This window comes from Paenibacillus sp. FSL H7-0942 (assembly GCF_045040715.1).
Lineage (GTDB): Bacteria > Bacillota > Bacilli > Paenibacillales > Paenibacillaceae > Paenibacillus > Paenibacillus amylolyticus.
In genome coordinates this window covers 1,099,672-1,113,895 of record NZ_CP150279.1, presented here as the reverse complement: position 1 = coordinate 1,113,895, position 14,224 = coordinate 1,099,672, and the positions used below count along the sequence as shown (strand labels likewise).

The following is a 14,224-nucleotide window of genomic DNA, read 5'->3' as shown; positions in this document are numbered from 1 at the left end:
GCCTCTTATTATGAAAAGATGGATTCTCGTTTACTTCGCGTGGTGCGCACCTCTACAACTTTCCCGGCACAGCCATTGTCTCCCTTCGCCTGGAACATTACTGTAACGCTGTTTTTGCCTGATGTTACGGCCTCAGGAATATCGTAGGTCACATAGAACACGTCGCCAATTTTATTCATGTGAATTCTCTGCTCGCCAATGAGTGTTCCATCCACGGTAATAGCGAATTGTCTGTCATATAACGTACCTTCCCGTTTAAACGCGGAATGATCTCCGCCCCAATAGGCCACACATAGATAATTGGTTGCTTCACGATCCACCGCCAGTTGGTAACTGAAGTAAGCCCCACTGACGCCAAAAGCTTCTCGCCACATATGCAACTTCTTACGGCCATCTGTGGTTGAACCGTTGTGGTGCTCCCCACGGCAGTTGCTGTCCAGTTGATGTCCAATCTCATCCTGCTGACCGTCAGCCTGAACCCTGTCGATCGTGATATCGTTCAACTCTTTCTCCAGCGCATCCCCTTCATCGTTAAAAGGCCAGTACACGGTATAAAATTCATGATGCACATCATAGAACGGAATCAGCTTCACAGCTTCGCCAGTGGAAGTGACCTTCTTGCTAAGTTCAAATGTTAACGTATCTGCATCCACAACCTTGATCCACTCTCGTACATCCTCCTGCTCCGTCCAGATCACAGGTACAGGTGCTGTCTTGGGATTCAGCGCTGTTTCGTCCACAATCGTATCCTCGGGAAGACCCTCGTTTCCTAGTGCACCAGCGAGTACAATTGGGCCGTACAAGAATGCCACTTTGTGGGCATCATCCCGGGAAGTGTACTGGCGGAGTGACATCGGCAGTCTGATTGTGATGACATCGCCCGTTGTCCATGTGCGCTCGATGGAAAGATAGCCGGGTTCCATCCGTGTATACGGATGTTCCGTATCCCCATTGACGGTTGCCGTCATTGGCTGTTGCAGCCATGAGGGCACGCGTAATCTTAGATGAGCCGAGGCGTTGCCTCCGGTGATCGTCAGGGTCACCTTTTCCGAATAAGGAAAGTCGGTTTCGAGCTTCAGGGATATTCCCTGAGACGTCCAATCCAGCTGGGAAGCGATATACAGGTTGACGTACAGGTCCTGTTCATCCTCAAAATAGATCGCCTCGGCATATTTGCCCGGGTTCTCCATACCTGATCCTGTGCAGCACCACCAGGCGGTGTCGTGAGTCCCATAGATTTTGTAGTGGCCTTGCAGCGTTGATGCAAAATACGTTTTGTTCCCCGTATCCGGGTCCTGCGTGCCAAGGATGTGATTATAGATGGCGTTTTCATAATAGTCCATGTAGGCGCTATCATGATTCCAGGCAAAGAGTTGCTTCGTTAGATGTAACATGTTGTGAGTACAACAGCTCTCTCCTGTTTTGATGCCCAGACTCTCCATACCCTTTGCTTCGTAATGCTCTGAAATGCTCGTCGCACCAAATACATAAGAACGATGATGCACCGTGGTGTTCCAGAAAAACTCTGCCGCTGTCCGATAACTCTCATGGGTATGGTCCTGGTTGTAGATTTCGGCAGCACCGATCACTTTGGGAATCTGCGTATTGGCGTGTTTGCCTTGAAGATCGTCTTGTTTGTGCTCTAAGGGTCTCAGGATCAATTGATGGGTGAACTTATTAGCGATCTCAAGATATAAGGCTTTACCGGTAATCCCATACAAGTGTGCGAATACTTCATTCATGCCCCCGTGTTCACTTTGAAGCATCGTCTGCATCTGTTCTTCTGTCATCGGGAGCAAACCTTCGACCGCCCAGTCTGCAAATCGAGTAACCACCTCAAGTGCCTGTCCGTTGCCAGTCAGTTTATAGGCGTCAATCAAGCCGCGATAGATTTTGTGCACACTGTACCAGGGAACCCAGTATTCACCGATATTGAATCCACCGATATTTTCTGCTCGAAAAGCCATGTGGAAAGGTTCTTCGGACAAACCACCGATATATCCGCTTCCCGTGGTCTGCTGGATTCTCGCCAGTTCGGTGACAGCATAATCCAGTCTTTCTTTTAACGTGATATTCCCGGTTGCCTGATACGTCACAGCCAGGGCAGACAGATAATGTCCGAGGGAATGTCCGCTGATGGTACGTGCCTCCCAACCCGCGTAACGCTCTTTTCGGGCAGGTAAACCATGCGCTTCGAAGCATGGAGCCAGGAATCGATCAATATCCAGCGATAACAGGTAACGCTCCCCCACCTCTTGTGATGTTTGAAACACACCATTTAACAGATCTACATGTTCCGGTCCCAGAAATCCTTTTTTCGTATCAATCATGACACTCACTCCTTCTCGGGATGTAATAGATATCCATTCATTCTTAAGGGGTAAAATCCGTGTTCTGTTCCATATGACTAATACTCATCAATCTACTGTAGAGCTTGAATATCCCCATACTATCAAATAAAATACAATTACATCAGACTCATAATCCAAGAAAAGGTGGATAAATCCGTCCTATGCAAAAGCCACTGGAACATTACCTGTGCGGCAAGTTCATATCCGAAGGCAACTGGAGCCACATGAGACGCAGCATGCCTGTGCATGAGATCATTTTGATGCTGGAAGGTGAGATGTACATTGCGGAAGAAGAGGAACAATATGTAGTTCGTGCCAACGATCTGTTGTTTCTGCGCGCTGGTCGCACCCACTATGGCTACCAGATTAGCGACACACCCGTCAGTTTCTACTGGGTTCACTATGATGCCATGTCGGCAGAATTCAACCAGTTTAGGACACATGCCACCATTCAGGTACCTTCCATGGCCAATCAGTTATTCAAGCAGTTGCTGCATGTGTCATCCTTCTCACCGGAGGAAGCCAACGCTGCTTTGTTATTGTTGTTCAGAGAACTGGAGCGGAATATAGAGGCGGATTATCGTCCGCACAATGCGATTGTGGACCATATCTGCAAGTGGGTCGATATTCATCTGCATACAAACATCACGGTGAGTCAGATTGCGGAAAATTTTAATTTTAACAAAGACTATATCTCCAAAATGGTGAAACGTGAGAAAGGTACTGGACTCAAAACCTATATCCTCACAGAACGAATTCGCCGGGCGAAACAGTTGCTGCTCAACACCAATGCTAGTGTAAAAGAAATCGCCGGACAGTGCGGCTTCTCCGACTACAAGCTATTCCTGCGCATGTTCAAACAATACGAAGGCAATACGCCAACCGAATATCGCAATCATCTGTATTCCACACAGCTCAATCGCTGATGCGCTACGATCTATAGAAATGACTGAGTTACCTATAGAAAATTTGAATGAATCGGATTGAATCCGTTATGGTAAAATGCAAGAAAACTATATTCCATACTTAACCCATAAGAGAAGAGGAATTATAAGATGACAACGGCTGCCGTTACGATTCACCCTGCCACAGAAGCAGACCATCCAGAGATTGTAGATATCCTTGTTGCAAGTTATGCCGAGTATCGGGAGACTTTTGAGCAAAATGAACGCTGGGAGGCCTACCTCAAAGATATTCGAGAGTCTGTGGTTAATCCGTACCTGACACAATTATGGATCGCGAAGATTGATGATCAGATCGTTGGTACAGTCCAATTATTCGAAACAGCGCGCAAGGCTTATCCAAACTTTGAATTGCCAATCGATTATCCGTTTATTCGGCTGTTGGGTGTTGATCCAAAATGGAGAGGTCACGGGATTGCCAGAGTATTGCTCCAGCAATGCGTAGATTCTGCCAAAGACATGGGCAAAAATACGGTGTATTTATATACGGGCGGTCAGATGGTCAATGCCATCCGGTTATATGAGCGTTTTGGATTTACAGAGGATGAGGAATTCAGCTCCGAGAGTGACGGAGGCAAGGCGATCTGTTACCGTTATGATTCCTAGTGGAGGTTAACAGCAACACGGGATCAGGGAGCAGAGAATGAAATGTAAAACAGACCGATCATCTTCATGACGGTCTGTTTTACATTTATAAATGATCAATCAACATTTGAAATAATACATCGCTATTGATTTTTTTAACCGCCAATCTCCACCAAAATCTTCGCATGGCTCTTGTCGCTCATTAACAGCTCAAGCCCTTCCTGCACGATATCGTCCAGTTTGATTTTCTTGGTGATGACCTGTTTCACATCGAGCGACCCTTCCGCAATCAATGAAATCACTTCAGGGAAAATGTGGCGATATGCCAGCGTTGCCGTTAGATTCGCTTCTTTGACCAGAAGATCGAAGAAGTTCACTTGAAGCGGATTTGGAATCGCTGCGATGACAACAACTTCTCCGCCTTTTTTGACAACCGCAATGGCGCTATCCATCGTTGGCTGCACACCCGCTGCTTCATAGGCCACATCGATGCCGCCCGATTGTTGCAAGATCACCTCTGTTGCATTGACTTTGGCACTGTTCACCGGAATGGCTCCCAGTTTGGCTGCCAGGTCCAGACGTTCCTCAAATACATCGACTGCATAGATTTCAGAGGCTCCTGCTGCTTTGGCAGACAGAATGGTCAATAATCCAATTGGACCTGCTCCATATACGGCTACTTTGTTCCCCACTTTCAGCTTGCTGTGACGAACCGCGTGAAAGGCTACGGCTGTAGGCTCTACAAGCGCACCTTCTTCGAAAGATACGTTATCCGGGATGGGATGAACCATGTATGCCTCAACAACAACATACTCCGCAAAACCACCATCACCATTCAGTCCAACGAATCCAAATTGAGTACACTGGTTGTAACGTCCCTGAATACAGTACTCACATTTTCCGCAATGGTACAACGGCTCTACCACAACTCTATCCCCTACACTGATACCGCTTACATTACTTCCCAATTCACTCACGGTTCCTGCAAATTCATGACCCAATGTCAACGGTGCTTTCTGTCCTGAGAGCGGATGATTCTCGCCTTCTTGAATTCCTACACCATGATGATAGGCATGCAAGTCACTGCCGCAGATCCCCGCATATTCCACTTTGATTTTGACCTGACCCGCTTGAGCAACCGGAACTTCCCGTTCTTCTACACGCACGTCTTTATGGCCGTACCATACTGCTGCTTTCATGAAGTTCATCCCCTTTGTATGATTGTCTATATATTATATCGCTGTTCATGTATTATTCATATTTATAGATACTAATGTTAACATTAGTTGTATTAATGCTAAACGGAGATGAAATCATGAATCTGGAACAGCTCGAATATGTCGTTGAAATTGCGAAAACGCAGTCATTCTCCGCCGCCTCGGAACATCTACATGTCACTCAATCGGCGATCAGCCAATCGGTGCATCGTCTGGAGAAAGAATTGGGTATCATCCTGTTCGAACGCTCGCGGCAGGGTACTCACCCCACTCCCGAAGGCAAACAATTCATTGCCAAGGCACTGGACATTTTGCAGCGGATTGATGAATTGAAATCCCTGAACGCCGAAGCCTCCTCTCTTAGCGGAGAGCTTCATGTGGCTACTTTTCCAAGTGTCATGCCCTATCTTGTCCAGTCTGCTGCAGATATGAAGCGTGAGCACCCGCAACTTAACATTTCCATTGAAGAGAAAGGGTCCATGGAAATTATCGAAGATATTCGCAATAACAAAACCCATCTGGGCTTTATCGCGATCTATGCGAAACAATTGCGGGAATTCGATGGACTTCACTTCAGTCCCATGTACTCGGGTAAGCTGGTCGTCGGTACTCATCACCTGTCTGAACTTGCCAAGCACAGCCGCGTTACACCGGATCAATTAAAAGAACACAAGCTGGCACTGTATCGAGATGGTTTCATCGAAGACTTCATCAAGGAATTCACCTATGATCATGGACCTCTGTCCATTCTGTTTAAAACAAATAATTCAGAAGCCATCAACATGGTGTTAAGAAACGATATTGCCTCCACGATTGGTCACGACTTTTCCTTTCACCAAAATCCATTATGGAAAGAAGGTCTGGTGAAGATGGTAGAGATCGCTGGAATCGATCAACCGAAAATGCAGATTGGCTTCGTGCAGACGGAGTCCAAGGAGTCCGCCGTAGCTGCAGAACGATTCGCCCAACGCTTCAGACAGGCGATAGAGCTGGATCATTTAAAAGTTTAAATCTAAAAAAGTGCTCCACCCTTTGAAGGAAGTTTGGGATGAACACCAACTTCTCCAAGAGCGGAACACTTTTCTGACTATCTCTTGCGTTACTATTGCTACATCTAACTCAAACTATACTTTCACTTTGCGCACGGCTTCGCTCATCTCGGTGGTCTGCTGTTCCAGCATGGTGGAGGTCTGCGCCACCCTGTTGAACATGGCCGATTGTTCACGCATTAAGCGATAGATTTCATCCGAATGATTCGACACACCAGCTGAGATCTGCGAGATCGTATTTACGGAGGCCGCAGCCTCTTCCGAACCTGCCGAGATCTCCTCTGCTGCAGCGGAGACTTCCTGAATGCGACGGGTCACCAGTTGGAACGCATCAACTACATGAGCGAAAGCTTGCTCCGCTTCTGCGGTAATTGTAACCCCTTGTCCAATCTCGGTTGCAGTAACCCCCATCTGTGAGCCAATCTGTTGTGATTCTTGTTGAATACGAAGCAGCAAGTCTGAGATCCGTTCCATGGATGTGCTTGAGGCCTCAGCAAGCTTCCGAACTTCATCCGCCACAACCGCAAAACCTTTGCCGTGTTCTCCTGCATGTGCTGCCTCAATGGATGCATTAAGCGCAAGCAGCTTCGTCTGACTCGCAAAATCACGAACCGTGTGCAGGGCACCACCAATTTCCTGGGAGTAGTTGTTCAGCACCTGAACCATCGCTACAACTTCACTTGAGACATTTGAGATGCTCTCCATCTGTGTTTTCATCAGTGTCATGCTCTGTTTACCGGACTCCGCCGTAGAAAGCGCACTTGTTGCTGCATCCGATACAATCATCGAGGATTCGGAAATATCCGTTATGCCTTTTGCAATCTCTTCCATCGCATGCGCACTATCGCTCGCACCCTGCTTCTGCGTATGTGCCCCTTGCCTAATCTGTTCGACAGATTGATCAACCGTCTTGCCCATCTCAAGCATCTCTTCGGTACTACGATTAAATTCCTTCGTTGATTCCGATAAAATATCTGTGGTTACTGCTACGCCTTCAACCATGTTACTCACAATCTTATTCAAGTTACCGGACATATGTATCATCGCTTGATATGTTGTTCCAATCTCATCTTGGCTGCGCAAACGATACGACGTCAAAATTTGGTTCGCTTCTGCAAGCTCACCCTGTGCCATTTTTTCCACACTCGCCTTCAGCGGTTGAAGTGGTCGCAGTCCTCTTACGATAAACCACGTGACAACAGCAATGCCTATAAGTGTAATCAGTAGCAATAAGGCATAGAAGGGAATACTTGATTTCATTATATCTGACTCAATGCTTCCGATGACCGATACCGCCGTATCGATCCCAATTACACCTGTTACAGCGCCATTACTATCCAGCATGGGAGCGTAAGAGGAAATATAGTCGCCGTACTCCTCATTGTTAATAATCGAAGAACTGGCTGTTTGCCCCTGCAACAGCTTCTGAACAGCCTCCTGAGGTACATCCGTTACTTCATTAATCGGTGAGGCTTTATCTACATCCTTCATACCGTCCACCATAATAAGTGGCGTACCTTTGTCATCTATTTTGACGAAATACACATACATTGCACCAATGCTTACGCGAAAGTCATCCAGTTCATCACGAATCTTCACGAATTCGTCATTCTCCTTGGGGTCCTTGGCAAACTCGGCATAAGATGCTGTATCCAGCTGATTCACATAACTCTGAGCAATCTGGATGTTGTAACTCGAAATGGCCTCCTGCGCAGCAAGTTTCATATTGGCCACCTGTAACAGCATGCTTCCAACGGCTATAATCGTAATGACCAGTGTGACTACTGCAACAATGCGCACAACCAAACGTTTTCTAAAAAAACCAATCATCCGCTCCTCTTCCTCTCCCGTGAACCCAAGCCTTTTTGACTAGGCGCTACCCAAAAAACACATGCTTGAAGCACTATGTATGGGAAAATAGTAAACGAATATGTCGAATTAGGCAAGAAAATATTGGGTTTGCATAAAAACGCTATCATGGCTGTGGTAGCTTTGTCCATTGGATCAGTATTAGGAGTTTTGTGTATACACTACTGAGTTAATAGGGATCTCGGATTGGCTTATTGATTTACCAACACATATACCAATACTTTTTTTATTCATTAACGAACTTGAGATTTGTATTGAAACCACTTCTATTGAAAATTCTTTATTGTCAGGTGTTCGTACAAAAATATAATTATTGATTCGCTTTTTAATTTGATCATGGCTCAGATTATCAAGATCAGGATTGATTCCCACTAAAATAGTGCCATGTTCTGACGATTCAAAAATATCTCCAACATTCATTAATTTATACATAATTACAATCCCTTCTCCTTCTATCTATGTTGAATATAAAGTTCGTTTTTTACATCCTTTACACGGAGATCTGCATTTTTCAATCTCGTAATCGCATCTCTGAGTAGTGTCATTCTCTCTACAGAAGTTAACTCTGGGGCAAATCTCGCCGCTCTTATACTGGCTTGTGCTTCGTCCAACGCAAAATTTCGCGCATAGGTTGCATCATCAAGATTATATAATTCGAAAGCTTTTCCGCTTTTAAACGCTTCATAATGTCCAATAATCTCATGGGCTATAGTAGCTCTACCCGAAACACGTGTATTCGCACTTAATGTGCCTATTCCAAGAGACTCTGCTGGTAAAACATCTGTATTGATATACAGTCTGTCATACATCATACCGGTATTCCAATGTTCTCGAAATACTATATTCTCTTCCGGAAAACCTAATCTTACAGAGTAACTAACCAATTCAGTTTTCTGAGCATCTGTTAGTTCTATTTCATTTCTTAAACCATCTGATGAAATTTGTCGATAATCCCCTGTCCCCGCCTCTTTTTCCTTCTCCAGATACTCGGAAAACTTAGAGGATTCTCTCGCCTTTTTACTCTCAGCAATGTTATCCAGAACTCGAAGGCGTTGATCTTGATGTCCATTAAAACTACCTGTTAACTGCCCTGTACCAGGCGGACGATTGAATGAATTAATCTTCGCGCCGCCTTCCGACGAAGTCAGAAGATTATGCGGCTTGATCATCGTGGAAGCATAACCCCCACCAACCATCAGCCCTCCCAACCCAATCATATTCGCCCAGTGTTCACTGGACCAGGCATTGGTCGGAAAGGTGGCTTCCCGTATCGTCCCATGGATACCAAATGTGAGCCAGTTGGCAGCATCATTCGGGGAGTTGAATGCTTTATCCGCCCTGTCTACATACCCCTGAACAAGACCACTTGGAATACCAAATGTCCAATAATCCAGAAAACCACCTACACTATCATAACGCTTTTGATATCGATCATCCGCAGATTGCATAAAGGCTTGTCCCAATTCGACTAAACTATCAGCAGACTTCTGAAAAGCATTACGGGTGTCGGTTGCTGGTGCCCTGCATTCATCTGGCGGTGGTGGTACGCAACTCACATCATAGGATTGTACAGCTTGCTGATCAGCAAGTCTGAATTTTTCCGCATGCCCTTCAAGCTCTTTGGCAATAGATAAAGATAGTGAGACAAAGTCATCCATCACCCGCTGCGCAACTATAAAATCAACATAAAACCTTTCCTTCGTGCTGCCATCCCACTGTCTTTCGATTTCGTATAAATGTTGTTTCAAGATGTTATTCATCTGAAAAACCTGATTCTGAGCTGTTGTAAATTGTTTCGAGACAGATATCAACTGTTCAGGAGTTACTTTTATCGTTGTCATGTGAGACCTCGTTCTAAATATATTTCGTTGTTATACGAACATTTGTTGTTTAGAATGCTATAAGATTCATATGTACAGATGCGCTTTTATTATAAAGTGAACACAGATCATTTCGTAGAGACTGCCGGTTTATTTATCTAGTTCGTATTACCCCTAATTTGTCCCAGTTATAACAAAAACAGAGGCTCTAGTTCCAAAATAAAACCATTACCTTACTGAATACAAAAAACACCCCGCCGCAAGCGCCGAGATGTCATGTTGTTCTACATTTGCATACTACCCATTCATACTAAACTGTTCGTCCATTCGTCCTTCTGAATCGAATTAGGGACCAGATAATCAGCAACGCAAGCACGGCAAGACAGATGCTAATGCTGAACCGATTACCTTCATCAAACACAAACATCACCGCAATTACACTAAGACATAGTACAACAACTCCGGTTATATAAGGGAATCCCCAAACTTTGAAGGTCGGTTGAACCGGATATCTCTTCCGCAGTTTCAACTGTGATGAGGCAATACAGATCCACACAAGGATTACGACAAACCCCGGAACTGCGAGCAATACGCGGAACAGTTGATCCTGCGCGAACAGGCCAAGCAAGGAACCTCCGAGCAAAACTACTGAGCACACCAGAAGTGTGTTAACAGGGCTACCATTGCGATTCGTCTGTGACAATGCCTTCGGAGCTTCCCCACCCACTGCCATGGAGTGCATCATCCGGGATGCACCATAGATCCCTGAATTCGCAGCAGACAGAACGGCAGTCACCAAAATAAAGTTCATTATGTGTGCTGCTCCCGGTAGTCCCGTGGATGCAAGCACCTGTACAAATGGACTGCTCTCCGGCCCGATCTCATTCCATGGGATAAGACCACAGATGATGAGAATCGGCAAGGTGAAGAACAGAATAATTCTGAGCATGAAATTGCCCACGATTTTGGGCATAACCTTTTCTGCATTTTCCGTCTCGGTCAGGGTCAGACCAATCAGCTCCGATCCCCCATAGGAGAACATGACCACAAGCAGTGCCGAGAAGATCGATGACCATCCGTTCGGGAAGAATCCGCCTGCTTGCGTATAATTTTGCAGATAAGGGGTATTGTCACTTGGGATAATGCCAAAGATCAATCCTGCACCCAGGAAGATAAAAATAATGATCATGGCAATTTTGATCCCGGCCAGCCAAAACTCAAATTCCCCGAACACACCTACACTTAACAGATTAACCAGTATAATGAACGCCGCACAAGCCAGACTCAGCATCCACAGCGGTACTTCACTGAACCAATACTGCAAAAAACTCCCGGCGGCAATCACCTCAATGACACACACCGATAACCATAGAAAGCAGTACATCCATCCCATAACAAAGGAAACTCTGCTACCAAATGCCTCCTGCACGAAGTCTTTCATATTTTTGTTCTTGTACACCGTAGCCATCTCCGCCATCGCGGCCATAACAACCAGCAGCAATAATCCGGCAAAAATATACGTGACAATAACGCCCGGACCCGCGAGTCCAATCGTCTCTGCACTGCCTTTGAAAATTCCCGTTCCAATGACACCACCCATAGCCATAAAACTGATGTGTCTTGGTTTAAGCTTCTTCTGTAGTGTTCCTTCTGTCTGAGCCAATTCAAGTCCTCCTGATGTAAAAAACGTCTGTAATGCTGTCTTGTTTCATAGACATAATGTCCAGTATACCCTATTGTCCATCAATCAGCCCAGAAGTTCCTCATGGCCAATTCATCCCAAAAATATATGGACATAACCTATGTTTTATACCCCACAATGGCACGAAGCAATCTGTGTGCAATCCAGGTTAGCAAAATGTACCCTGCCCCATAGATGAACCAAGCGCCTATGTTACTACCCCATGTTGAAAGATCACTCGCGATATACAACAAAGGCAGCATAAAAGATATAACCAGCGCTACCCAGAGTCTAAACGAATTGGCAAAATAACTGCATACTCCAAGCACCACAGCAATGATGGGACATAACACCAAGACAGCAAACAGCGGATTCATATCATCGAACCACCAATATATCATGCACGACTCCCTCCACATTCTTCGTCACAAGGCCACGTTGTTTTAATGCTGTATTATTTAGTTTATTCTACTCTTTTTCCATCTCTTAAAATGTACGATATGTTGCAAAATTAAAAAACCAGCGTCCTGTAAAAAAACAGAATTCTGGTTTCTCATGCGATTCCACTTAGATTTTTTTTGTCATAAACGTGCTGTTCGGGTCCCATATATAATCTGCGAATGGTTCGCAATATTCAAATCCGAAGTCTTCGTACAACTTCCGTGCCGGGATAAATGAATCCATTGAACCCGTCTCCAGACTGATTCGCTTATAACCACGGTCTGTGGCAACCTCCATAATATGAGCCAAAATTTTTCTCGCGACGCCTTTTCTCATATGAGCTGAAGCAGTGCGCATCGACTTCAGTTCTGCATGCTCTAGATCAAGTTCTTTGATAGCCCCGCAGCCGAGCAAGTCGTCCCCTTCCCAAGCACACCAGAAAGTAATTTCGGGCTCCTTGAGTCCATCCAGATTCAACGCATGAATACTTTCTGGAGGCGAATCTGCTGCCATCCCTTGCAAGTGCTCAGCGATTAATGCCTTAACTTGTACTCCACTCAAATCATCCACTTTGATCTCCATAACGTACCACTCCCGCCGACATTTTTATTGGTTTTATCACTGAATGTATATCAATCATTTTATCTTACTACCGTGTTAGGTTTTATGACAAGAGGTTACTTATATCCACTGAAATACGCTATTGTGATTCACCTATAATTTCCAGTATGATGAGGCTATCATATGCCAAAGGGGCGAGGTCTATTGCGAAATATACATAGAGTTAAACGTGGAACTAAGGTGAAGCAAGCTTAACTTAATTTAAAGGAGACCCCTATGACACTCACTACGGATAACCTGTTTTATAGCAAACGATTAAAGATGACGCCACCACGCTCTGAAGACGTGCAGACCATGCTGCAATGGAACGAAGACCCGGAGTACCTTCGGAATGTGGATACTGACCTGGCCATTCCCTATTCGGAGAAACAGTTGGAGGATGAGGGCGAAACGAAGAACAAGGAAGTTTACTTCAGACTTCGCACGCATGAAGAGGATACGCTGATTGGTTTTGTCGTCATTCATGGCATTGAATGGAACAACCGCTGCGGACAGCTTGCCATTGGCATCGGACTTGCCAAACATCGCAACAAGGGATATGGCACGGAAGCGTTGAATCTTATTTTACGATATGCGTTCAATGAGATGAATCTGGACCGAGTTGGTCTCGATGTCATCGCCTACAATGCCAAAGCAATCCGTTCCTATGAAAAGGTTGGTTTTCAGTTGGAAGGTCGTGCACGCTCAGCTGTATATCGTGATGGTAAGCGTTATGACCGCTTGATGATGGGAATCCTAAGACCAGAATGGGAAACACACAATCAGATCCATACGGAGGGTGAACAAGTATGACCAAGAATGCAGAAGTTACTGCGTTTATTGAACAGATTCAGATCCCCTGGCAAGTACAAGTCGCTGAACAATTGCGCCAGTTAGTGCATGATACCATCCCTGACGTACAAGAACGCGTACAATACAAGAAACCTCATTTTTTGAAAAACGGAAAGTACGCTGCGGTCATCTCGCCTTCCAAACAAGCCATGTCTTTCACCATCTTCAATGCAACTGGACTCGATCTCCCCGATGGGATATTTGAAGGCCCGGAAGAACGAAAAACGATCAAACTCAAGGAAAAAGATACGCCGGACTATGAATGGTTGGCTGATTTGTTAAAGCAGGCATCTGCGGAATTGTAGAGAGATGTAGTGAAGAGCACATACGCCGAAGTAGTAACTTAGGTAGTAATGTGCGAAACGTATGGTGTGGGCCGTAATGTGCGGGTGGTATGTATGGGGTGAGTTTAGGGTTAGGGTTAGGTTTGTGGCAAGCGCTAACGAATCGGACATACCTTATATCGCAGTTTTAAAAACATATGAAATTCTAACGAATCTCAGCAGTCTTATTACAGAAACCCCTTCGATTTTCTTCGAAAAACCATGACAATTGGAGAAATAGAGTGGCTATGATTCGTTAGAATTCTATACTGCTGCAAATTCACCCAATAAGACGTGCTAGGTTCGTTAGACTGTGTGAGTACGACAAGCGGCCTCTGCACGTAGAAAAAACAACCCATTCTCACTCTGGCGGCTAAATAAATAGCATAAACGACTGGCTGTAGCAAAGATATCTCACATCCATCCTGCGCAGGGCAAAGGGGCATCCCATGAAGTTCCAAGAACTTCGGGATG

The 14,224-nt window shown here is 45.3% G+C and carries 13 protein-coding genes; 5 read left to right on the top strand and 8 right to left on the bottom strand.

Annotated elements, in window-relative coordinates:
• Positions 1-8 precede the first annotated feature (8 nt).
• Positions 9-2,330: a beta-L-arabinofuranosidase domain-containing protein gene (locus tag MHI48_RS04990; RefSeq protein ID WP_076329768.1), complete on the bottom strand. Its 2,322-nt coding sequence runs from the start codon at positions 2,328-2,330 to the stop codon at positions 9-11.
• A gap of 182 nt (positions 2,331-2,512) precedes the next feature.
• Here MHI48_RS04990 and MHI48_RS04985 point away from each other — a divergent pair, with 182 nt between their 5' ends.
• Together MHI48_RS04985 and MHI48_RS04980 are read left to right on the top strand one after the other, a co-directional pair.
• Positions 2,513-3,277 (top strand): AraC family transcriptional regulator, encoded by a 765-nt coding sequence (locus MHI48_RS04985; RefSeq protein ID WP_133386495.1) that lies wholly within the window; start codon positions 2,513-2,515, stop codon positions 3,275-3,277.
• 129 nt (positions 3,278-3,406) lie between these two features.
• The gene (locus MHI48_RS04980; RefSeq protein WP_076329769.1) at positions 3,407-3,919 is read left to right on the top strand and encodes a GNAT family N-acetyltransferase; all 513 of its coding nucleotides are present in this window, start codon (positions 3,407-3,409) and stop codon (positions 3,917-3,919) included.
• A 134-nt stretch (positions 3,920-4,053) separates the two neighbouring features.
• Here the strand turns inward: MHI48_RS04980 and MHI48_RS04975 are convergent, their stop codons facing one another.
• Positions 4,054-5,097: a 2,3-butanediol dehydrogenase gene (locus tag MHI48_RS04975; RefSeq protein ID WP_076253459.1), complete on the bottom strand. Its 1,044-nt coding sequence runs from the start codon at positions 5,095-5,097 to the stop codon at positions 4,054-4,056.
• A gap of 116 nt (positions 5,098-5,213) precedes the next feature.
• On the opposite strand from MHI48_RS04975, the gene MHI48_RS04970 reads away from it, so the two are divergent.
• Positions 5,214-6,125, top strand: coding sequence for a LysR family transcriptional regulator (locus MHI48_RS04970; protein ID WP_076329770.1), 912 nt, complete (start codon positions 5,214-5,216; stop codon positions 6,123-6,125).
• 114 nt (positions 6,126-6,239) lie between these two features.
• On the opposite strand, the gene MHI48_RS04965 is transcribed toward MHI48_RS04970, so the two are convergent.
• From MHI48_RS04965 to MHI48_RS04940, 6 genes are all read right to left on the bottom strand, one after another.
• Positions 6,240-7,994, bottom strand: a complete 1,755-nt coding sequence (locus MHI48_RS04965; RefSeq protein WP_076329771.1) for a methyl-accepting chemotaxis protein — start codon at positions 7,992-7,994, stop codon at positions 6,240-6,242.
• Between the two features lie 180 nt (positions 7,995-8,174).
• Positions 8,175-8,465: a hypothetical protein gene (locus MHI48_RS04960; RefSeq protein ID WP_047841737.1), complete on the bottom strand. Its 291-nt coding sequence runs from the start codon at positions 8,463-8,465 to the stop codon at positions 8,175-8,177.
• 20 nt (positions 8,466-8,485) lie between these two features.
• A complete protein-coding gene (locus MHI48_RS04955; protein ID WP_076329772.1) occupies positions 8,486-9,874 on the bottom strand; it encodes a WXG100 family type VII secretion target in 1,389 nt (462 codons plus the stop codon).
• Between the two features lie 289 nt (positions 9,875-10,163).
• The gene (locus tag MHI48_RS04950) at positions 10,164-11,516 is read right to left on the bottom strand and encodes an amino acid permease (protein ID WP_076329773.1); all 1,353 of its coding nucleotides are present in this window, start codon (positions 11,514-11,516) and stop codon (positions 10,164-10,166) included.
• 137 nt (positions 11,517-11,653) lie between these two features.
• Positions 11,654-11,935, bottom strand: coding sequence for a hypothetical protein (locus tag MHI48_RS04945; RefSeq protein WP_076329774.1), 282 nt, complete (start codon positions 11,933-11,935; stop codon positions 11,654-11,656).
• Between the two features lie 166 nt (positions 11,936-12,101).
• The gene (locus MHI48_RS04940; protein WP_076329775.1) at positions 12,102-12,557 is read right to left on the bottom strand and encodes a GNAT family N-acetyltransferase; all 456 of its coding nucleotides are present in this window, start codon (positions 12,555-12,557) and stop codon (positions 12,102-12,104) included.
• Positions 12,558-12,812: 255 nt separating this feature from the next.
• Here MHI48_RS04940 and MHI48_RS04935 point away from each other — a divergent pair, with 255 nt between their 5' ends.
• Complete coding sequence (locus MHI48_RS04935) at positions 12,813-13,388, top strand: GNAT family N-acetyltransferase (RefSeq protein ID WP_179086603.1); 576 nt, start codon at positions 12,813-12,815, stop codon at positions 13,386-13,388.
• Positions 13,385-13,732 carry a DUF1801 domain-containing protein gene (locus MHI48_RS04930; protein WP_076329776.1) on the top strand — a complete coding sequence of 116 codons (348 nt, stop codon included), beginning with the start codon at positions 13,385-13,387 and terminating at the stop codon, positions 13,730-13,732. Before MHI48_RS04935 ends, MHI48_RS04930 begins: the two co-directional genes overlap by 4 nt.
• Positions 13,733-14,224: the final 492 nt, after the last annotated feature.